Here is a 19088-nt window from a genome sequence, read left to right as displayed (position 1 = left end):
ATCAAAAAAGAATAAAACTCAGTCTTGGGGGACTCAGCCCGGTAGAATACCGGACTGAGTATCAAAAAGCCGGTTAACTGAAACTGTCCAGGTTTTGGGGTTCAGTTCAGTTCACGCCGCATCCGGCATGAACAACGCGCTCGTTGTCAGCAATCTGATTGGTATCATTTTTGCCATTACCATTCCTCGCGCAGCTTACGCTGGTATTCGACACCATCTTCCTCACTCCCTTGCCAGATGCCAAAAGCACTGGCTCTTGCTGTTTGCGATTGATTTACCAGGTATTGCTCTACCGCTTCCCGTAATAGCTCCGCACGAGGAAGATTACGCTGCACCTCGAGATCATCAAGTTGCTTAAACAACTCATTCGATAAATTGAGTAAAATTCTGCCCATATCTATACCTGCCAGAGAGTTCATAAATATCTCGCCAATATCATTTTTGAATCTATGGAGAGAAAAGTACCTTTGTCGAATGCTTAAAGAAAGTGCATTTACGTATCACTTTTTATTTTTGCGAGGCGTTTTCCAGATATGATGTAACAGTTGCAGTTATTATAAGTTCAAGTAAAACAGTCTTGTATTAATATCAGAATAAGGGCATCTGATTTTTATATTCAAGAATAATATATTTTTTGTCATTCCTTATGCTCCTTACACTGATCATCAACACCCACTGTCTCCCCCTTTTGCCTGCCACCCTTTGCTTTACGCACCGGGAATTGCTGACGTTCCAGATATTGCTCTACCGCTTCGCGTAAAATTGCAGATCGTGAAACCTTACGCCAGCCCCTAAGCTTGTTCAGCCGTTTAATTGCCTCTTCTGATAAATGAAGAAAAACCGTATTCATCGCCATTACCAATACCTTACATATATGACTCATTAATGTATGTGCGAAAATTACGCCGAAAAATCATTTAAAAAAAGCGGATTTTTGCATGCTGTTTTGTTTTTGCGAGACGTTTTCCAGAAATAATAAGAACGTTGCAGTTGTTTCATTTGTTAATCAAAAATGGTTTAGTTATCGCCCAGGATGAGATATGGGTGCTATAAATATATTATATTCAGGGATATTTATTTTTTGATTGGGTCTTCATTTGCATAATCTGAATGGTGTACCCGAAAAACGTCAGCATCCTAACAGCACCAGGATTTAAGGTGAAATTTAACATCCATCACAGACCGTTCAATGCTGCCACCAACCGGTCTTTACTTGCTCGTCGTTATAATTTTGTTGGTAACAGTTTGGGAAACAAGGAATTCCTTCCGGAACACCCCCGGTATCATCCGATAGCATTGACGTCAATCATCGGCGCGACGATGAGTTTTTTTAATCGCATCATAGGGTGGCAACGGTCAGCACGATACGGGTCATAGCAAAACTCCTGCACAGGCGGCCACTATGCCGCTTTCACAGGAGTTCTGAATGCTGGTGCTTTCTGTATGGCATCGCCATGCCCCTCGCGGCTAAGCGCCTGCACACATCTCTCTTTGAATGTCATTTTTGCAATGCATTGTCCGAATTCTGATAATCCTAATGAGTTTTACCCGTCAGACTCCCATCCCTACGGTATACGAGCTAGATTCATGAATGAAATCGACATTTTTAAAAAACGAATCTTGTAAAACATCAGTGTTGATATTACCTTGAAACCCAACATTGAATTTGTTAGAGACATGAAGAACTCGAATATCAAAAAGGTCTTTTAATATCATTAATTCTTCGGCTGTTAATGAATCGCAGTTAAAATATCCCTGTTGCTCAAAAAGATTTTCTATTTCTCCATCATCAGCGAGGCGTTTTTCAAAGAGTGTTTGCAACATCGAGTTGCCAAGGACAATGGATATCGTGCGATCTTTCGCAGATTTACACCCCATCACAACGGCAACATTCGTATCCCCCTCAGGAGTTTCATTTATCGCCGTCGCTAAAATGGTGGTCAAACACGCAAACGGAACTGTATTTCTTTCGTGATTTAATTTATCTACCAGCTCATTCCATTTATCAAAAGCCGGGCGATATTTGTTGCGCACAGAAGCATCCAACTGGGTAAACAATTGAGCCATGCGATTTTTTATCATCTCGATATCCGGCGAACCAGAAAGACTTTGTGCATAATACGGTCCTGATGATGTTGCATACATTAAAGCCGAGCCCACACCTGTCGCCATGATGGGCGCAGCCACGGTTTTGGCAAGGGCGACGCTGCGATGGCTATGCGCTTCACAGGCTAAAGGAACATATTCCACTGACTGCGGTAATTCCTCACATGCCTCCCTCATCATTGCGGTATGCTTTACAAACAACGGTTTTTCACTGCCCAAAAAAACTTTCTGCTTAATTGCACTAAGAAAACGTAAATCAAAAATGATTGTTTTTGGTTTATTATTTTTTGGCACATTTCCTATTATCCCGCTAAGAACCTTTCTTGCTGCATGGAGATTTTTTTGCACAGCACATAACACAATTGACGAAGCCTTCTCTACTGCATTATTGATTTTAATTTTAAAATCTGCATGATATACGTTGACGGGCAATGCAAGTATATCTTCCCCTACATCTTTGGCTGAGTATTTATTTGTGATCGACGGTCGTGAATCCACGAGAAAACTTAGCTGCAAATTATGCTCTATATTACCAGCTGTTTTTGTAGTGTGATTAAACATAGAGATGCCACCTCTCATTCTTTCACACATATCCTCAACTTTTTCACTTCGTTCTTGAGGCAATTTGGCTTTAACGTTAATTTGATGATTTTTACCCGTGCATTCCTTAACTACAAGAGGAATGTTATCTAAAGTGCCATACAGGCTAATAACGTCACCAGGATTTTTATCATGTAAGTAAGTTTGATTAATACTTGAAGCATTCACAAAGAGGTCAATATTATAACTGTTTATAACTTCACCTACATCAAATGTGTAGTGCTTACTCTGGAGGCTGCCATCCTTGTTTAATTGTATATCAATCAATATATCCCCGGACTTTGTCACCATATCTTTGCCATAAACCATTTGCATAGCCATTTCGAGGAGATTTTTATCTAACTGATTGCGGACGTTGAGTAAGCGACTACCAAATAATTTATATACTGTTCCCGTCATTGCCAGCGCTGCACTTTCTGGTACTTTGCGTTTCCACAGTGAGGTTTCTTTATTTTTAAACAGGTCATATTTATTATTACTCGACAACCCGAGTTTAAGTTCGTTAACACAATCGCACAGTTGCTCCTCACCTTCCATTTTAAGGCGATGTGAAAAATCATTTAATAGCGTTTGCTTCGGTGATTCATTACTCATTAGTTGTTTTTCTAAATTAACAACAGAATAACTTTCTTGTTTAATGAGATTAATATTTGCAACCATTACAGCCTCCTTCCCACGGTTTAAGAGCAAACATGCCACATAATTATTTACAACATCCAGAAGCAGTAAATGAATGATACTGACAATGACGCCAGTCCATTATCTTTGCATAATGTTTGTTAGCTATAGATTTTAAAAATATTTATGAGAAAAGTATGGTACCAGAGGGGATTTTGACTATCAAAAATCGCTCAAACCTGAACTAAGATGATGAATTAAGCATTATCAGCGATAATTGCCACTCAGCTCTACAAATAATATTTAAATGCTCCTGAACAGTGATGTAGCAAGACACGTATGGAGCCAACGAAGAATAAAAATTTATGGAGTTCTTATTCAATATAACCGAAATAGTCAGGGGCTGATGTAAATGACCTGAAAGAATGAGAGAGGCAGCACCGCCCCTCTCCATCAGCTACTCTTCTTCATTCCCGCCCTCTTCATAGGGGCCAAATGGCTTCGCGGGCAGAACGATATACGTGCCTTCAAACACTGCACCCGGCGTCTCGTCGCCAAAGATTTCGACCTGCATTTGTACCCGCGCTTTGCGCCCGCGCGCCAGACGGTCGAGATCGCCGCTTAAGGCACCGAGGTCGGCTACCGCATGAGGTTTACCGCTAATCGGCTTGCTGTAGCGAATATGCGCATCCGCCAGAATAATCGTACCGCCCAGATGGCGTTCACGCAGCATCAGCCAGATAAGTCCCCAACCGGTGAGCGTTGCCAGTGAGAATAAACTCCCGGCAAACAGCGTATGGTGCGGATTCTGATTACCGGTTTCCGGCATGGTGGTGATAAATTTTTGCCCGGTATATTGCTGAATGCGCACGCCCATTTTTTCACTCAGCGGGATATGTTCGTACCACGCCTGTTGCAGCTGCGCGCACCAGTCGCCGCGATGCAAAATATCATCCAGAGTGGCAACGGGTTTAATCATCAAAAAATGGCGAATCGGCGTGGTGGTTGGGGTAGTGATCTCCCCTTGATTGACAAACCCCAGTTTGGCAAAAAACTCCACCGCGTCTTCACGGGCACTACAGGTCACGCGCTTAACGCCTTCCTGACGCGCCACCGACTCAAGGGTCATCGCCATCAGCGTTCCTAACCCTTTGTCCTGCACGTCGGGATGAACGGCCATAAAGCGAATGGACGCTTCATTGTCGGCATTAATATACAGTCGGCCTACCGCCACCAGATTACCCTGCTCGTCGACGACCATCTGGTGATGCGCCATCGCATCCCACGCGTCGCGTTCCGAACCTTTCGGTTGATGCAGGGGCTTACGCAACATTTCCCAGCGAAACTGATAGTAACGCTCTAATTCTTCTTCTGTTTGTGGAACCCGAAGGTGATACATAGCGATACTCTCTCTTGTTTCCCGTGACAACCCTGGAAGCTGGCTCATACCTGCAACCAGAATGTCACGGGGCCATCATTGACCAGCGATACCTGCATATCGGCAGCGAAGCGTCCTGTTTGCGTGTTCATCTCTTGCTGACGGCAGCGTTCGACGAAATAGTCATATAACGCCTCTGCGCGATCCGGTGATGCACCTTTGGAGAAACTTGGACGCATCCCCCGTTCGGTATCTGCGGCGAGGGTAAACTGGGAAACCACCAGCACACTGCCGCCCGCCTGTTGCACGTTGAGGTTCATCTTGCCTTCGGCATCGCTAAAGATGCGATAGCCGAGCACACGCTCGCACAGACGGTTTGCTTTCTGTTCGTCGTCATCCTTTTCGACACCCAATAACACCAAAAGTCCCGCGCCAATTTCGCCCGTCACTTCTCCCTCCACGGTGACGCTGGCACGGGTTACGCGTTGAATTAATGCAATCATGGTTCGTCGTCTTCTTCTTGTTCAGCTGCTTGCTTTAGTTTGCGGTATTCCCCGAGAGTGACAGTAATTTCCGCGCCAAGCAAGACGATACACCATGTCCAGTAGACCCAGACAAAGAGAATGGGGATCACCGCCAGCACACCGTAAATGAGCTGATATGAGGGGAACATGGTGATATAAAGCGCGAAACCTTTCTTTCCTGCTTCGAACAGGAGTGCGGCGACAAACGCGCCGACAATCGCGTCGCGATTAGGTACGCGGATGGTAGGAACAATGCTGTACAGCAACCAGAAGGAGATCCACGACAACAGCAGCGGAAAAATACGCAGCACGTTGTCGATGACAGTATTGAGATCGCTCGCCCAGCGCAGGGAGAGCAAATAGGAACTGATCGCCAGACTGGCCCCTGCCAGCAGCGGCCCCAGCGTTAAAATCATCCAGTACACGGCAAACGAGTAAATTTTTGGTCGCGCTCGTTTACTGCGCCAGATGGTATTCAACGCGCTATCGATGGAGTACATCAACAATAACGCCGTGACGATCAGCCCGCACGCCCCAACGGCGGTCATCTTGTTGGAATTGGCAACAAATTGTTCGATATACCGCTGAATAACATCGCCAGTAGCAGGCAGAAAGTTGGCAAAAATAAAGTGACGCAACTGAATGCTGACGTCGGAAAACATGGGAAAAGCGGCGAAAAGCGCAAAAACAACGGCAACCAGCGGCACTAATGAGAGCAACGACACATAGGCAAGGTTACCTGCCAGGGTTGTCATGTTGTCCTCATCAATGCGTTGCCAGAGTAGTTTTAGCCAGGCCCATAGTGGACGGGTACGGTGCCTGGCTTTGTCCTGAATGGTTTTTAGCATAACACCTTCGCGAAATAGTCCGGGATGGTGGTTTTATCTTTCACCAGAATACTGGTAATGCCTAGCTGATTCGCTCCTTCTATATTATCGGCGTTATCGTCGAAAAAGACCGTATCGCTGGGTGAAAAACCTTCTGCCTGCAAAACATGCTGATAAATTCGTGCTTCAGGTTTGCGCATCCCCAGATCTTGCGACAGATAGATATGGTCAGCAGCATCACGAATTTCCGGGTATTCTTCCGGCCAGAAGGTGGTATGCAGGCGGTTGGTATTGGAAAGCACCACCACGCGATGCCCCTGCTCACGCAGTTTATGCATGATGGCGATCACTTCCGGTCGTAGCGCAACAAATACCGCCTGCCAACCGTGGGAGAACTGCTCATAGCTTAGCGGCAGGGCCATCTCATGACACAGCGCCTCTGCGAACGCTTCGTCGCTAATTTCCCCACGCTCATGCTGATGAAACGCCTCGCCCATGTGGAAACTCTTCTTAAGCGTAGCCAGTGGAACACGCGTTAAATCGCTCCAGGCCCCCAGCACACGGTTAAAGTCGATATCGACAATCACATTACCTAAATCAAAGATATAGAGCATTTTTGCCTCCTTTCGCGCCACAAGAAATTAACTGTAGCGGGAAAGGATGGGTTTGGCTATGTGGCAATAAGGGTAATCTTGTGATGCTGATTGCGAAAAAGCAGAGTAATTTCACTGGCTTTTTCGCAATAGATGAATGGTTAAGATTCAGGTGTAAATTGCCAACGAGTTTCGATGACCAGCGGCCTATCTGGTGTCACCAATTCCGGCGTTAGATTTATTGCGTTAGGTGCCTGAGTCAGCGGGTTAATACAGGTGGCATCGGGCTGTTTATCAAATACCACCAGACTGTTTGCAGAAGAGATCATGGTCATCGCGAGTTTACCAGGCCACAGTAACTTAACCTTCACCCCGTTATAAAAACCAAAACAGTCATCCCAGGGACCGGCTTGAGGAGAGATACGATTTCCAGTTGGCAGTTCATCACTACCCGCTTCTTCTTGCCAGTCCGCATCAAAAAGCACCTGCAACGATTCTGTATTTTGCGGAGTCAGCTTTTTCGCAAACCACGGATGCCAGCCTGCGGAGGCCGGGAATGTATCGGCATATGAATGGACTTCCAGTTGCAAAACCAGCGCATCGTTCTCCAGCAAAAAAGTCTGAATCACTTCCCCTTGCCAGGGCCACGGTGAAGCCAGGGGCATACGTAAAGTCAGGGAATCTGCTGTTTTGTCGATGATTTCCCACGTTGAGTAACAAGCCATACCATGCAACGCATGTGGTGGTTTATTGGCGGGTAAAGAATAACATTGCCCACCAGCATTCAGCGTCGCATTCCCCAGTCGCCCTGCCCACGGCACCATTGGGAAACAGCCATACTGAAAAGCTCTGCGCTGCGGCTGCCATTGGCGTAATACTTCAGAACCAAATGCCTTTAACGAGGTTATCCTGGCACCATCATGCGGATAAATCTGCAGGTGAATATTGCCTTTTTCCAGCGTCACTAACTCTCCTACAGGCCCAGGCCATGGCGCGTCAAACGCCTGTTGTAGCGCCAGGTAATGCTCGTTTTTTCGTTCAGTTTTCATGAGATTGTTCCCTGATGTAGCGGTAAGAAGCGGTTTCTTGTTCATCGGTCGGCTCAATCAGCCAGACGCAAACAAAGGAAAGAACTGAGACAGCAAATAAAAACAGAGCGACATACCACGGTTTTCCTCCCCCTAGCGCCAGCAAACTTGAGGCGATAAGGGGGCTTAGTCCGCCAAGAATCGCGGAAAATTGATAAGCAAAAGAAAGGCCGGTATATCGTACTTTGGTACCGAACATGCGGGTGAAAAGTGTTGGCTGCACGGCAAACATCATCGTCGGACCTAAGTTGTAGCCGAGGATCATACTGCACCAGATGATGAGCGTACTTTTGCTATCCAGTAATAAGAAGAAAGGAAACGCGAACAGGACACAAAATCCTGCTCCCGACAAATACAGACTTTTTTGACCTATACGATCTGATAACCATCCAACCAATGGACAACTGAAAATACCGATCGCCGAGGCAATCAACATACCCGTCAGGGGAATATCTCGCGACAATGCTAATTGGCTGGAAATATAGACAATACCAAAGGCGTTAATAATATTAGAGGAGACACTTTCCGCCAGCCTCGCACCCAGTGCCAATAAAATATTTCGTGGATGTTTTTTGAATAATTCAATCAACGGAGGAACGGACTTTTCTTTATTATTCGTCGTTTTTTGCTTTTGAAAATCCAGTGTTTCTTCGGTATGCAGGCGGATAAACAGCCCAACGATCAACATCACCGCAGAAAGCCAAAACGGAATGCGCCATCCCCAGGAGAGAAACTGCTCCGAAGTAAGAAAATGGTTACAGAGAGCAAAAATACCGGTTGCCAGCATAATACCCACAGACGCAGCCGTTTGCGGGAGTGAACCTAAAAATCCGCGTCGGGATTCGGGCGCTGATTCTATGGTCATCAATGCCGCTCCGCCGTACTCGCCACCAAGACCAAAGCCCTGAATCAAACGCAGCACCATTAATACAAGCGGTGCCCAAATGCCAATTTCCTGATACGTCGGAATAAAACCAATCAAAAATGTGGAGCAACCGACAATAGCCAGCGTCCAGATAAGTGTTATTTTTCGCCCGATTTTATCGCCAAAATGACCAAAGACGATGCCACCTAAAGGACGAGTCAGAAAACCGACACCAAAGGTCGCAAAGGCGGCTATAAGACCTATAAAAGGATCGCTGTCTGGATAAAACAGCGGTGCAAATACCAGTCCTGCTGCCGTGCCAAAAATAAAGAAGTCATACCATTCCATTAACGCGCCTGCGAAACTGCCCATAACGACACGTCTCATGGCTTTACCGGAAAGCCCTTCACGCGGTGCGGGTAACTTTTCAGACATAATTTTCCTCTCCTGGTAGGCGAGAAATCTGGGATACGAACCACTAAACGTGGGCAGTTTGAATTAATGCGCATCGGTTTAAGCCGATGCGCATTAATTTATTTCTTCAATTCAGCCAGAACCTCTGCATCCTCAGCATCAACATTTGCACCCAGTGGTTCCCAATTAATCAATACGCAGGTCAGGAACCCCAGGAATGGCACGATTGCCAACCAGTAAAACGCTTCAGTTTTCAACGCACCCCACAGCATCGGCCAGAAAATGAGTCCTGCAATTGCCCCTGTGCGCATAATAGCGCGGGCAAATCCGACCCCAGTAGGGCGAATAGCGGGAGGATAAGAGAGTGTGGCAATGGTCATGCCCAGCCCACCAGGACCCGCTGAATGGAAGAAAATAATTGATCCCAATAACCCTAAAGACAGCCAGGGATTAGTCGTTGCCAGTGCGCCTAACGACAGCAATGCTAAGGTCACAACAGCAAATCCATACATCGACTGTCGGCGAGTACCCAGTCGTTGGAGAATAAACGAGCCGATCATCCCGCCTGTCACCCCACAAAGGGCATTCACGACGGCAGAACCGGTCAACGCGCCAGTAAGCCCGCCACTTATTATTCCCGCCAACGTAAGAGGAAGATAAACACCTACGGCGTTATATTGCCACGCCTGCATGGTTGCCACGACACAGCCAAGAATGGTGCGTTTGCGGTAACGATCATTAAATAAGATGCCATATCCACCACTGTATTTATTCTCTGCTTTTTCCGAGAATTTCGCTTCTGTTGTACCCGATGCCGCAACGCGAGCCTGAACACCATAACGTTTTCCCAGAATGTCGCACGCTTCCTGGTAACGCCCGACGCGTGCGGCCCACATTGCGGATTCACCAATAAAGAAGTAACGCAAAATCATGAAGATGACTGCAAAAATAGCTCCGATGAATATTCCGTAACGCCACAATTGTTCTTCAGCGATACCCGACAGAAGCAGCGGCAAAAGTACCAAATAAACAACGGTTGTCGAAACATACCAGGCCATTTGCCAGAGGTTGACCGACGTTCCGGTTTTCTTCGACGTTGAACCACGAAGCTCTGCCACGGCATTGGTTGCCAAAGGGAAGTCGATGCCTAAACCAAAGCCCATGATGACGCGGCACACCAGCACCCACCAGATACTGGGAGCAATAGCTACCGCTGCAGCACCGATGGTGCACAGCCCCATGCCAATAATAAATGCCCGCTTTTGCCCAAAGCGGTTTATTACTCGGTTCGCTAATAAACCGCCAATTAACGCGGCGATTAATACTGATGCATTGACGGTTGCAGCAAGACCCGGCGAAATGCCGAATTGAGCGGCAATGTATTTATTACCAAACCCCACCATCGCCGCCTGGTAGGCATCAATCAATATGCCGCCCAAAGCAATAAAAATAACGCCGATACTGGTGTTGATTGCAGAGTTCTTATTAACAATATCAATTACGTCCTGTGGCCGACTAATTGAATAAGTTGCAGGACTGGTGATTTGACTCATCGCAGTGTCCTTTTTAATTGTTGTAGGGTGGCGCTGACGTGACGCAGCGCCAGACAGAGATTTAGAAAATCATTCCGGCACAAATTGCAGCATGACCTTTATGGAGTCATTTTGCTGCGCGCGTTCAAATGCCGCCGCTGCATCCTCAATGGCAAATAAATCGGTAACCAGTTCACTGGTATCAAACCGCCCATCCGCCAGCCATTCGATAACAGCATCGAAATCTTCAGGGATGTACATGCCAGAGTTGAGCAAGTCACGCTCGAAACGTTGCATCATCGGTAATGGTATTTCACGCGGCCCACTTGGTACGCCCATGCACACGACGGTGCCTCCGGCATATACACGGGTACATGCATCGTTAAGCGTGGCCTGCGCTGCAACGACATCAATCGCCCCCGTAAATCGCACATCTGCGGCCAGCTCACCTGGTGCCCAAACTTCTGCTGCGCCCAGCTTTAACGCCAGCGCGCGTTTGGCAGCGTCAGGTTCAATCACGGTAATCTTACCTGCCCCCATAATGCGCAGTGCCTGCACGATGGATAAGCCTATCGTTCCGGCACCAATTACCAGTATGCTTTCCAGAGAAGCTTTCGGCATTCGGTTAACGCAGTGACGGGCACAAGCCGCCGGTTCGGCAAAGGCCAACACTTTTAGCGGTAAAGAGGCTGGTGCGACATGGCAATTACGCGCAGGAACAATGTGTTGTGAGCGAGCAAAGCCCGGTGCGCGAAAACCAGCAACCTGCGGTGGTTCACAAAGATTAAAACGTCCTGCTTTGCAGGCTCGGCATTCCATGCAAGCCATGATGGGATCGACCACAACATGATCGCCCGGCTGTACATTTTTAACGTCGCTGCCAACTTCCGTAACGCGCGCTGCAATTTCATGACCGGGGACGACAGGTGGTTTGGCAAACGGATGACCGCCTTTCAGAACATGCAGATCCGAACCGCATATCCCATAGAACACAGGCGCAATCCGCACTTCGTGCGGTTTAAGTTCCTGGTGTGGTACTTCAACATATTGAGTGGTGACTTTCCCAATATCTGAAAATAAAACCTGGGTAATTTTATCCATTGTTATTCTCCAGAATCGATATCCATAGGGGATTAGCGTTGCGCGATACCTTCATCGACAATTTCTGCCAACCGTTGTAAACGAGGAACAGAGACATCGCGCAGCATAGTTTGTGGATCTTGTGCACCAACAACCGACGCCCAAACCGCTCGTCCAGCCAGGAAGCCCGACGCACCACCTTTCATGGCAATACTTACTGCACGGCCAAAAATATCGGCATCAACGCCAGAAGAAAGAATTACCCACGGCATCTTCATCTGATCGTTAAGTTGCTGACAGGCGGCAAGTAAGGTTTTTTCATCGCCTTTGCCCCCTAATGGCATCTCGGCTTTGTAAAGATCAGCCTCTGTTCCACCAAGCTCTGCGGCGGCGGCAACAATGGCGCTTTCACGATCAAAGTCCCAACCGCGACGAGGTGGACGCACCACAGGTTCAATAATGCTCACCAGCCCGGCACTACGGCAGCGACGAACAAATTTATCAACCATTGCCAGACGTTCCTCTGCGGGTTCATCTTCACGCCAGAGTACAAGTAATTTCATTGCCTTAGCCCCCATTTCACGGGCTTTATGCGGGTCGACGGACATATCTATTTCAACGCTATCAACCGGGATGCCATTACCTGGGATAAAAAGATCGGCAGCGACAATCAGGCCGCAAGAATTAGCAACAGCGCCCTGCTCGACTATTTGCTCAAGACAAAATTGTTTATCCGCCAGAACGGCAGAAGCATAAGGAGAAAGGATTCGGGTCGCGGCAACTTTAAAATCGGTGAGTACACTGTCGGCGATGGGTTTTGGCTGCCCTGCTGCCGCAAACATCAAGCGCATGGCCTCACGCTGATCGACAGCTAACATGGCAAATCCACCACCTGGGCGGGAGATATCTTTCAGCGTAAATGGGGTGAAGTGGGATGACATAGAAACTCCTGTTAATAGATAAAATTAAAGACCAGCCTGCTGGCGAACCTGATTTAGCAGGGCACTCCAGTCCTGCCGCCCTTTGCCGTCTTGACTTGCTGCAGCGTAATAACTTTCTGCTGCAATCCCCATATTGAGCGGTGCCCCCGTCTCCCGAGCGACGTCAACTGCAATACGCAGATCTTTCAACGCCAGATCCACCATGAAGGCGGGTGAAAGATCGCCTTTCAGCACTTTGCCAGGCCAGGTGGTCGTAAAATGTCCTTTCCCTGCTGCCGTACCACTCATCACCTTAATTGCGACATCAAGATTTAATCCCAGTGACTCACATAACACAGCGGCCTCGGAGGACAGCGCATTAAGCGCAATGCTCATATAGTTGTTAATTAGCTTCACGCGGATCCCCATTCCTGGGCCGCCAGCCTCGACCAGCTCATTACCCATGCACATGAGAATCGGGCGTGCACGTGCAATCTGCTCATCAGTGCCACCCGCTAAAATCAGCAATGTGCCATCAATCGCATTCACGGACGTTCTGCCCACGGGAGCGTCCATCATACTGATGCCTTTTTCTTGTAACTCCCGTATTAATGCATCGGTCTGTAAGGGATGAATAGTCGACATATCAATCAATAACGCGTCAGATGAAACAGCCTCACAGACGCCTTTTTCCCCCAACAGAACCTGTCGAACAATGTCACCATTGGGAAGCATAGTGATGATAAATTCAGCGCCTGCTGCTGCTTCCGCTGGGGTTTGTGCCGCAGTGGCCCCCTGCGTAACTAGCGCATCGACGGCCTGTGCATTGACATCAAATACCTGCAATGAATGCCCTTTTTGCAATAGATTGTTAGCCATTGGGCTACCCATCTGCCCCAGCCCGAGAAATGCAATGGTTGCCATGAATACTCTCCTGTCTGACATTGACAAAATAATGACAATTGAAAATTCGTTTTCGTCTGTTTTTGAGCATATTTGTAATTTATGTTCAAAAACACGACACGCATCACTAATTTGATCATTTGCGTCATTTAAATTGACCAAAGACGACAAAATTAAACAGGACAAGACAAATATGACCAGAATTGCATGCGTGGGTATCACAGTTCAGGACAGAATTTATTCTTTGCCCACTCTGCCGGAGGGCGGCGGGAAATATCAGGCAAATCATTATCTTGAGATTGGTGGCGGCCCGGCAGCAACAGCCGCTGTTGCAATCGCAAAGCTTGGCGTGGAGGTTGATTTCATCGGTCGCGTCGGCGATGACAGTTGTGGAAATACCTTACTTGCAGAACTTGAGGGTTGGGGCGTCAATACCGCATTTTGCCGCCGATATCCTAACGCCCGTTCGTCGCAATCAGCGATCCTCGTTGATCAGCATGGCGAACGGATTATCGTTAATTATCCAAGTCCTGATCTCGGTACTGATGCCGAATGGTTAGAAGCGATCGATTTCTCTCGTTATGATCTGATTCTGGCCGATGTTCGCTGGCATAGCGGTACTGAAAAAGCATTCTCGCTAGCGCGCCTTGCGGGTGTGACAACGCTTTTAGACGCCGATATGACACCGCAGGATATTTCTCCACTTGTCGCGCTTGCCGATCACGCCGTGTTCTCAACACCAGGGCTGAAACGCATGACTGGCCTGCAGTCACCTGAAGAAGGTTTGTTCCAGGCAACGACACAAACAGCAGGTAAAGTGTATGTTACGCTGGGTTCTGAAGGATCGTTGTGGATTGAAGATGGTCATTTGTGTCAACAGGAGGCATTTTCTGTCAATGTGGTTGATACCACTGGAGCAGGCGATGTTTTTCACGGCGCACTCGCGGTAGCGTTGGCAGAAAAAATGCCAACAAAAGAGGCTATTCGTTTTGCCAGTGCGGTTGCCGCGATGAAATGTACCCAGCCTGGCGGTCGGGCCGGCATTCCTAATCGTGAGCAAACCGAATCATTTTTGTCACTTTATGCGTAAAATGGTAAACATCTACCGAGGAGGGGCAAGGGAGTATTCATGAGTATCATCGAAGTGACAGGTAATCCACGCCATGACCAACTCGTTCATCTAATCGCAGAACGCGGTTATATGAATATTGAAGAACTGGCACAACTGCTGGATGTTTCAACGCAAACCGTGCGCCGGGATATCCGAAAACTCAGTGAGCAGGGCTTGATCACCCGTCATCATGGAGGGGCCGGGCGCGTCTCCAGCGTCATGAATACCGCTTTTGAGCAACGGGAACTTTCGCTCACCGCCGAGAAACGGGCGATCGCTGAGGCAGTCGCCGATTACCTTCCCGAACGCTGTACCGTCTTTATCACCATCGGTACAACCGTAGAAGCCGTTGCCAGGGCATTACTCAACCGGCGTGATTTACGCATTATCACTAACAGCCTACGTGTGGCACAGATTCTTTATAAGAATCAGGATATTGAAGTGATGGTGCCGGGAGGCACTTTACGCGCTCATAACGGCGGGATTATCGGCCCAGGAGCCGTGGATTTTATTGAAGGCTTCCGCGCAGATTATTTAATCACCAGTATAGGTGCCATTGAACATGACGGCACCCTACTGGAATTTGATGTAAATGAAGCGTTAGTCGCGAGAACGATGATTAAACATGCGCGGAATACATTGTTAGTGGCCGATCATACGAAGTTTGCCGCGTCTGCTGCCGTTTCAATTGGCAATGCACGGAATGTCAGGGCTTTTTTTACTGATGCCCCGCCTCCCAATTCTTTCTGCCAGTTGTTAAGTGAAGAGAATGTTGAACTGGTGGTTGCCGAGCAAGAAGTATCCTGAAATTGAAATTTCGGAAAATCCGCTGGGAATTTCAGCGGATTTTGTTTTCCATAAGCAAAAAAAACCTGCCAGCGATGGCAGGTTTTTTATAACTAAAAAACGAAATTAATCGTCTTTCGGTGCGCGGTTGGCGCGACGACGATCGTTTTCCGTCAGGTGACGTTTACGAATACGGATAGAGGTCGGAGTCACTTCTACCAGTTCGTCATCATCGATGAACTCCAGAGCTTGTTCCAGAGTCATGCGGATAGGCGGAACCAGAACAACGGCTTCGTCAGTACCGGAAGCACGCATGTTGGTCAGTTTCTTACCGGTCAGGCAGTTTACAGTCAGGTCGTTAGAGCGGCTATGAATACCGATAATCTGACCTTCGTAAACTTCTGCACCGTGACCGAGGAACAGCTTACCGCGATCCTGCAGACCGAACAGCGCGAACGCGACCGCTTTACCCTGACCGTTAGAGATCAGTACACCGTTCTGACGCTGACCCACTTCGCCCGGACGTACGTCGTCGTAGTGGCTGAAGGTGGAGTACAGCAGACCAGTACCGGAAGTCATGGTCATGAACTCAGAACGGAAGCCAATCAGACCACGGCTTGGGATCACGTAGTCGAGACGTACGCGGCCTTTACCGTCTGGATTCATGTTTTTCAGGTCGCCTTTACGTTCGCCCAGCGCCTGCATTACAGAACCCTGATGCTGTTCTTCAACGTCCAGAGTCACGTTTTCATACGGCTCTTGTTTACGACCGTCGATTTCACGGAAGATAACTTTCGGACGGGATACCGCCAGTTCGAAACCTTCACGACGCATGTTTTCGATCAGAACAGACAGGTGCAGTTCGCCACGACCAGAAACGCGGAACGCATCGGCGTCTTCGGTTTCTTCTACGCGCAGCGCAACGTTGTGTACCAGTTCTTTGTTCAGACGATCCAGGATCTGACGAGACGTTACGAACTTACCTTCTTTACCGCAGAACGGCGAGGTGTTAACGCAGAAGAACATAGAAACGGTCGGCTCATCAACGGAGAGTGCCGGCAGCGCTTCAACGTTTTGCGTGTCGCAAACGGTGTCAGAAATGTTCAGTTCGCCAAGGCCCGTGATCGCAACGATATCGCCAGCTTCCGCCAGATCGGTTTCGATACGTTCCAGACCGAGGTGGCCCAGCACTTTACCGACTTTCGCGTTGCGGGTTTTGCCTTCGCTATCGATGATAGTGACCTGCTGGTTCGGCTTCACTTTACCGCGCTTGATGCGGCCAATGCCGATAACGCCAACATAGCTGTTGTAATCGAGCTGAGAAATCTGCATCTGGAACGGACCGTCAAGGTCAACGTCCGGCGCAGGAACGTGGTCAACAATCGCCTGGTACAGCGGGGTCATGTCTTCCGCCATATCTTCGTGGTCCAGACCCGCGATACCGTTCAGCGCAGAAGCGTAAACGATCGGGAAGTCCAGCTGCTCGTCGGTCGCGTCGAGGTTAACGAACAGATCGAATACCTGATCCACAACCCAATCAGGACGCGCGCCAGGGCGGTCAACTTTGTTGATAACAACAATCGGCTTCAGGCCGTAAGCAAACGCTTTTTTGGTTACGAAGCGCGTTTGCGGCATCGGGCCGTCAAATGCGTCAACCACCAGCAGCACTGAGTCTACCATGGACATTACACGTTCAACTTCACCACCGAAGTCGGCGTGCCCCGGGGTATCAACGATGTTGATACGGTAATCATTCCATTTGATAGCGGTGTTTTTCGCGAGGATGGTAATCCCACGCTCTTTCTCCAAATCGTTGGAGTCCATCACGCGCTCTTGGGTTTCGGCACGAGAGTCGAACGTACCGGATTGTTGGAGCAGCTTGTCTACCAGGGTGGTTTTACCATGGTCTACGTGCGCGATGATGGCGATATTACGCAATTTTTCGATCACAACTTTGCCTCAGGCATTAGAAATAGCGCGTTATTGTACACGGATTAATCGCACTACAAAACAGGATCACAAACATCCTCCGCAAACAAGTATTGCAGAGTCCCTTTGTGATCGCTTTCACGGAGCATAAAAAGGGTTATCCAAAGGTCATTGCACCAACATGGTGCTTAATGTTTCCATTGAAGCACTATATTGGTGCAACATTCACATCATGGTGCAGCCCTTTTGCACGATGTTAAGCATGATAACGCCTTTTAGGGGCAATTTAAAAGTTGGCACAGATTTCGCTTTATCTTTTTTACGGCGACACGGCCAAAATAATTGCAGATTTCGTTACCACGACGACCATGACCAATCCAGGAGAGTTAAAGTATGTCCGCTGAACACGTACTGACGATGCTGAACGAGCACGAAGTGAAGTTTGTTGATTTGCGCTTCACCGATACCAAAGGTAAAGAACAGCACGTCACTATCCCTGCTCATCAGGTGAATGCTGAATTCTTCGAAGAAGGCAAAATGTTTGACGGCTCCTCGATTGGCGGCTGGAAAGGCATTAACGAATCCGACATGGTGCTGATGCCAGACGCATCCACCGCAGTGATTGACCCATTCTTCGCCGACTCTACCCTGATTATCCGTTGCGACATCCTTGAACCTGGCACCCTGCAAGGCTATGACCGTGACCCACGCTCCATTGCGAAGCGCGCTGAAGATTACCTGCGTTCTACTGGCATTGCCGACACCGTACTGTTCGGGCCAGAACCTGAATTCTTCCTGTTCGATGACATCCGTTTCGGATCATCTATCTCCGGTTCCCACGTTGCTATCGATGATATCGAAGGTGCATGGAACTCCTCCACCCAATACGAAGGTGGTAACAAAGGTCACCGTCCGGCAGTGAAAGGCGGTTACTTCCCGGTTCCGCCGGTAGACTCTGCTCAGGACATTCGTTCTGAAATGTGTCTGGTGATGGAACAGATGGGTCTGGTGGTTGAAGCCCATCACCACGAAGTAGCGACTGCTGGTCAGAACGAAGTGGCTACCCGCTTCAATACCATGACCAAAAAAGCTGACGAGATTCAGATCTACAAATATGTTGTGCACAACGTAGCGCACCGCTTCGGTAAAACTGCGACCTTTATGCCAAAACCGATGTTCGGTGATAACGGCTCCGGTATGCACTGCCACATGTCGCTGTCTAAAAACGGCGTCAACCTGTTCGCAGGCGACAAATACGCAGGTCTGTCTGAGCAGGCGCTGTACTATATTGGCGGCGTAATCAAACACGCGAAAGCGATTAATGCCCTGGCAAACCCGACCACCAACTCTTACAAGCGTCTGGTCCCGGGCTACGAAGCACCGGTAATGCTGGCTTACTCTGCGCGTAACCGTTCTGCGTCTATCCGTATTCCGGTGGTTTCTTCTCCGAAAGCACGTCGTATCGAAGTACGTTTCCCGGACCCGGCGGCTAACCCGTACCTGTGTTTTGCTGCCCTGCTGATGGCCGGTCTTGACGGTATCAAGAACAAGATCCATCCGGGCGAAGCCATGGACAAAAACCTGTATGACCTGCCGCCGGAAGAAGCGAAAGAGATCCCACAGGTTGCTGGTTCTCTGGAAGAAGCACTGAACGAACTGGATCTGGACCGCGAGTTCCTGAAAGCCGGTGGCGTGTTCACTGATGAAGCGATCGATGCGTACATCGCTCTGCGTCGCGAAGAAGATGACCGTGTGCGTATGACTCCGCATCCGGTAGAGTTTGAGCTGTACTACAGCGTCTAATAGTTGAAGTT

17 protein-coding genes and 1 pseudogene are annotated in these 19088 nt (G+C 48.5%); 3 read left to right on the top strand and 15 right to left on the bottom strand.

The features are described 5' to 3' along the window. Positions 1 to 176: 176 nt before the first annotated feature. The 14 genes and pseudogenes from ACJHX7_RS24855 to yihU all read right to left on the bottom strand — a co-directional run bounded on the left by ACJHX7_RS24855 (position 177) and on the right by yihU (position 13469). Positions 177 to 419, bottom strand: a complete 243-nt coding sequence (locus tag ACJHX7_RS24855; RefSeq protein WP_032172110.1) for a CopG family transcriptional regulator — start codon at positions 417 to 419, stop codon at positions 177 to 179. A 218-nt stretch (positions 420 to 637) separates the two neighbouring features. Next, on the bottom strand, positions 638 to 856 hold the full coding sequence (locus tag ACJHX7_RS24850; RefSeq protein WP_001251290.1) for a CopG family transcriptional regulator: 219 nt from the start codon (positions 854 to 856) through the stop codon (positions 638 to 640). 695 nt (positions 857 to 1551) lie between these two features. Next, positions 1552 to 2466 (bottom strand): transposase, encoded by a 915-nt coding sequence (locus ACJHX7_RS24845; protein ID WP_240090996.1) that lies wholly within the window; start codon positions 2464 to 2466, stop codon positions 1552 to 1554. 12 nt (positions 2467 to 2478) lie between these two features. Beyond that, positions 2479 to 3366: pseudogene (locus tag ACJHX7_RS24840) on the bottom strand (hypothetical protein); the annotation flags it as partial. 415 nt (positions 3367 to 3781) lie between these two features. Then, positions 3782 to 4723: a fatty acid biosynthesis protein FabY gene (fabY, locus tag ACJHX7_RS24835; RefSeq protein ID WP_001297068.1), complete on the bottom strand. Its 942-nt coding sequence runs from the start codon at positions 4721 to 4723 to the stop codon at positions 3782 to 3784. A 44-nt stretch (positions 4724 to 4767) separates the two neighbouring features. After that, positions 4768 to 5205, bottom strand: a complete 438-nt coding sequence (gene dtd, locus ACJHX7_RS24830; RefSeq protein ID WP_000560983.1) for a D-aminoacyl-tRNA deacylase — start codon at positions 5203 to 5205, stop codon at positions 4768 to 4770. Further along, positions 5202 to 6074: a virulence factor BrkB family protein gene (locus ACJHX7_RS24825; RefSeq protein WP_000920762.1), complete on the bottom strand. Its 873-nt coding sequence runs from the start codon at positions 6072 to 6074 to the stop codon at positions 5202 to 5204. Before ACJHX7_RS24825 ends, dtd begins: the two co-directional genes overlap by 4 nt. Continuing rightward, positions 6068 to 6667, bottom strand: coding sequence for a glucose-1-phosphatase (yihX, locus tag ACJHX7_RS24820; protein ID WP_001315111.1), 600 nt, complete (start codon positions 6665 to 6667; stop codon positions 6068 to 6070). Before yihX ends, ACJHX7_RS24825 begins: the two co-directional genes overlap by 7 nt. Before the next feature lie 140 nt (positions 6668 to 6807). Beyond that, positions 6808 to 7695: an aldose 1-epimerase gene (locus ACJHX7_RS24815; protein WP_000846262.1), complete on the bottom strand. Its 888-nt coding sequence runs from the start codon at positions 7693 to 7695 to the stop codon at positions 6808 to 6810. Next, positions 7685 to 9034: an MFS transporter gene (locus ACJHX7_RS24810; RefSeq protein ID WP_001291192.1), complete on the bottom strand. Its 1350-nt coding sequence runs from the start codon at positions 9032 to 9034 to the stop codon at positions 7685 to 7687. The genes ACJHX7_RS24815 and ACJHX7_RS24810 overlap by 11 nt, the downstream gene beginning before the upstream one ends. 98 nt (positions 9035 to 9132) lie before the next feature. Continuing rightward, complete coding sequence (locus ACJHX7_RS24805; protein ID WP_000078433.1) at positions 9133 to 10566, bottom strand: MFS transporter; 1434 nt, start codon at positions 10564 to 10566, stop codon at positions 9133 to 9135. 69 nt (positions 10567 to 10635) lie between these two features. Then, entirely contained in the window at positions 10636 to 11646 is a 1011-nt protein-coding gene (locus ACJHX7_RS24800) for a zinc-dependent alcohol dehydrogenase (RefSeq protein ID WP_000357965.1), read from the bottom strand. 32 nt (positions 11647 to 11678) lie between these two features. Next, on the bottom strand, positions 11679 to 12566 hold the full coding sequence (locus ACJHX7_RS24795) for an aldolase (RefSeq protein ID WP_000094544.1): 888 nt from the start codon (positions 12564 to 12566) through the stop codon (positions 11679 to 11681). Positions 12567 to 12590: 24 nt separating this feature from the next. Then, entirely contained in the window at positions 12591 to 13469 is an 879-nt protein-coding gene (yihU, locus tag ACJHX7_RS24790) for a sulfolactaldehyde 3-reductase (protein WP_000190781.1), read from the bottom strand. A 172-nt stretch (positions 13470 to 13641) separates the two neighbouring features. Between yihU and ACJHX7_RS24785 the strand changes: the two genes are divergently transcribed. Together ACJHX7_RS24785 and ACJHX7_RS24780 are read left to right on the top strand one after the other, a co-directional pair. After that, entirely contained in the window at positions 13642 to 14538 is an 897-nt protein-coding gene (locus tag ACJHX7_RS24785; RefSeq protein ID WP_000196715.1) for a sugar kinase, read from the top strand. A 39-nt stretch (positions 14539 to 14577) separates the two neighbouring features. Next, a complete protein-coding gene (locus ACJHX7_RS24780) occupies positions 14578 to 15366 on the top strand; it encodes a DeoR/GlpR family DNA-binding transcription regulator (protein ID WP_000022286.1) in 789 nt (262 codons plus the stop codon). A gap of 105 nt (positions 15367 to 15471) precedes the next feature. Here ACJHX7_RS24780 and typA read toward each other — a convergent pair whose 3' ends face one another. Next, positions 15472 to 17295 carry a ribosome-dependent GTPase TypA gene (typA, locus tag ACJHX7_RS24775; RefSeq protein WP_000570668.1) on the bottom strand — a complete coding sequence of 608 codons (1824 nt, stop codon included), beginning with the start codon at positions 17293 to 17295 and terminating at the stop codon, positions 15472 to 15474. A gap of 372 nt (positions 17296 to 17667) precedes the next feature. On the opposite strand from typA, the gene glnA reads away from it, so the two are divergent. Continuing rightward, positions 17668 to 19077 (top strand): glutamate--ammonia ligase, encoded by a 1410-nt coding sequence (gene glnA / locus ACJHX7_RS24770; protein WP_001271717.1) that lies wholly within the window; start codon positions 17668 to 17670, stop codon positions 19075 to 19077. Positions 19078 to 19088: the final 11 nt, after the last annotated feature.

The organism is Escherichia sp. WS1451 (genome assembly GCF_046487365.1).
Taxonomy (GTDB): domain Bacteria; phylum Pseudomonadota; class Gammaproteobacteria; order Enterobacterales; family Enterobacteriaceae; genus Escherichia; species Escherichia coli.
The sequence above is the reverse complement of the archived record's forward strand: the minus strand, read 5'-3'. Positions and strand labels throughout refer to the sequence as shown.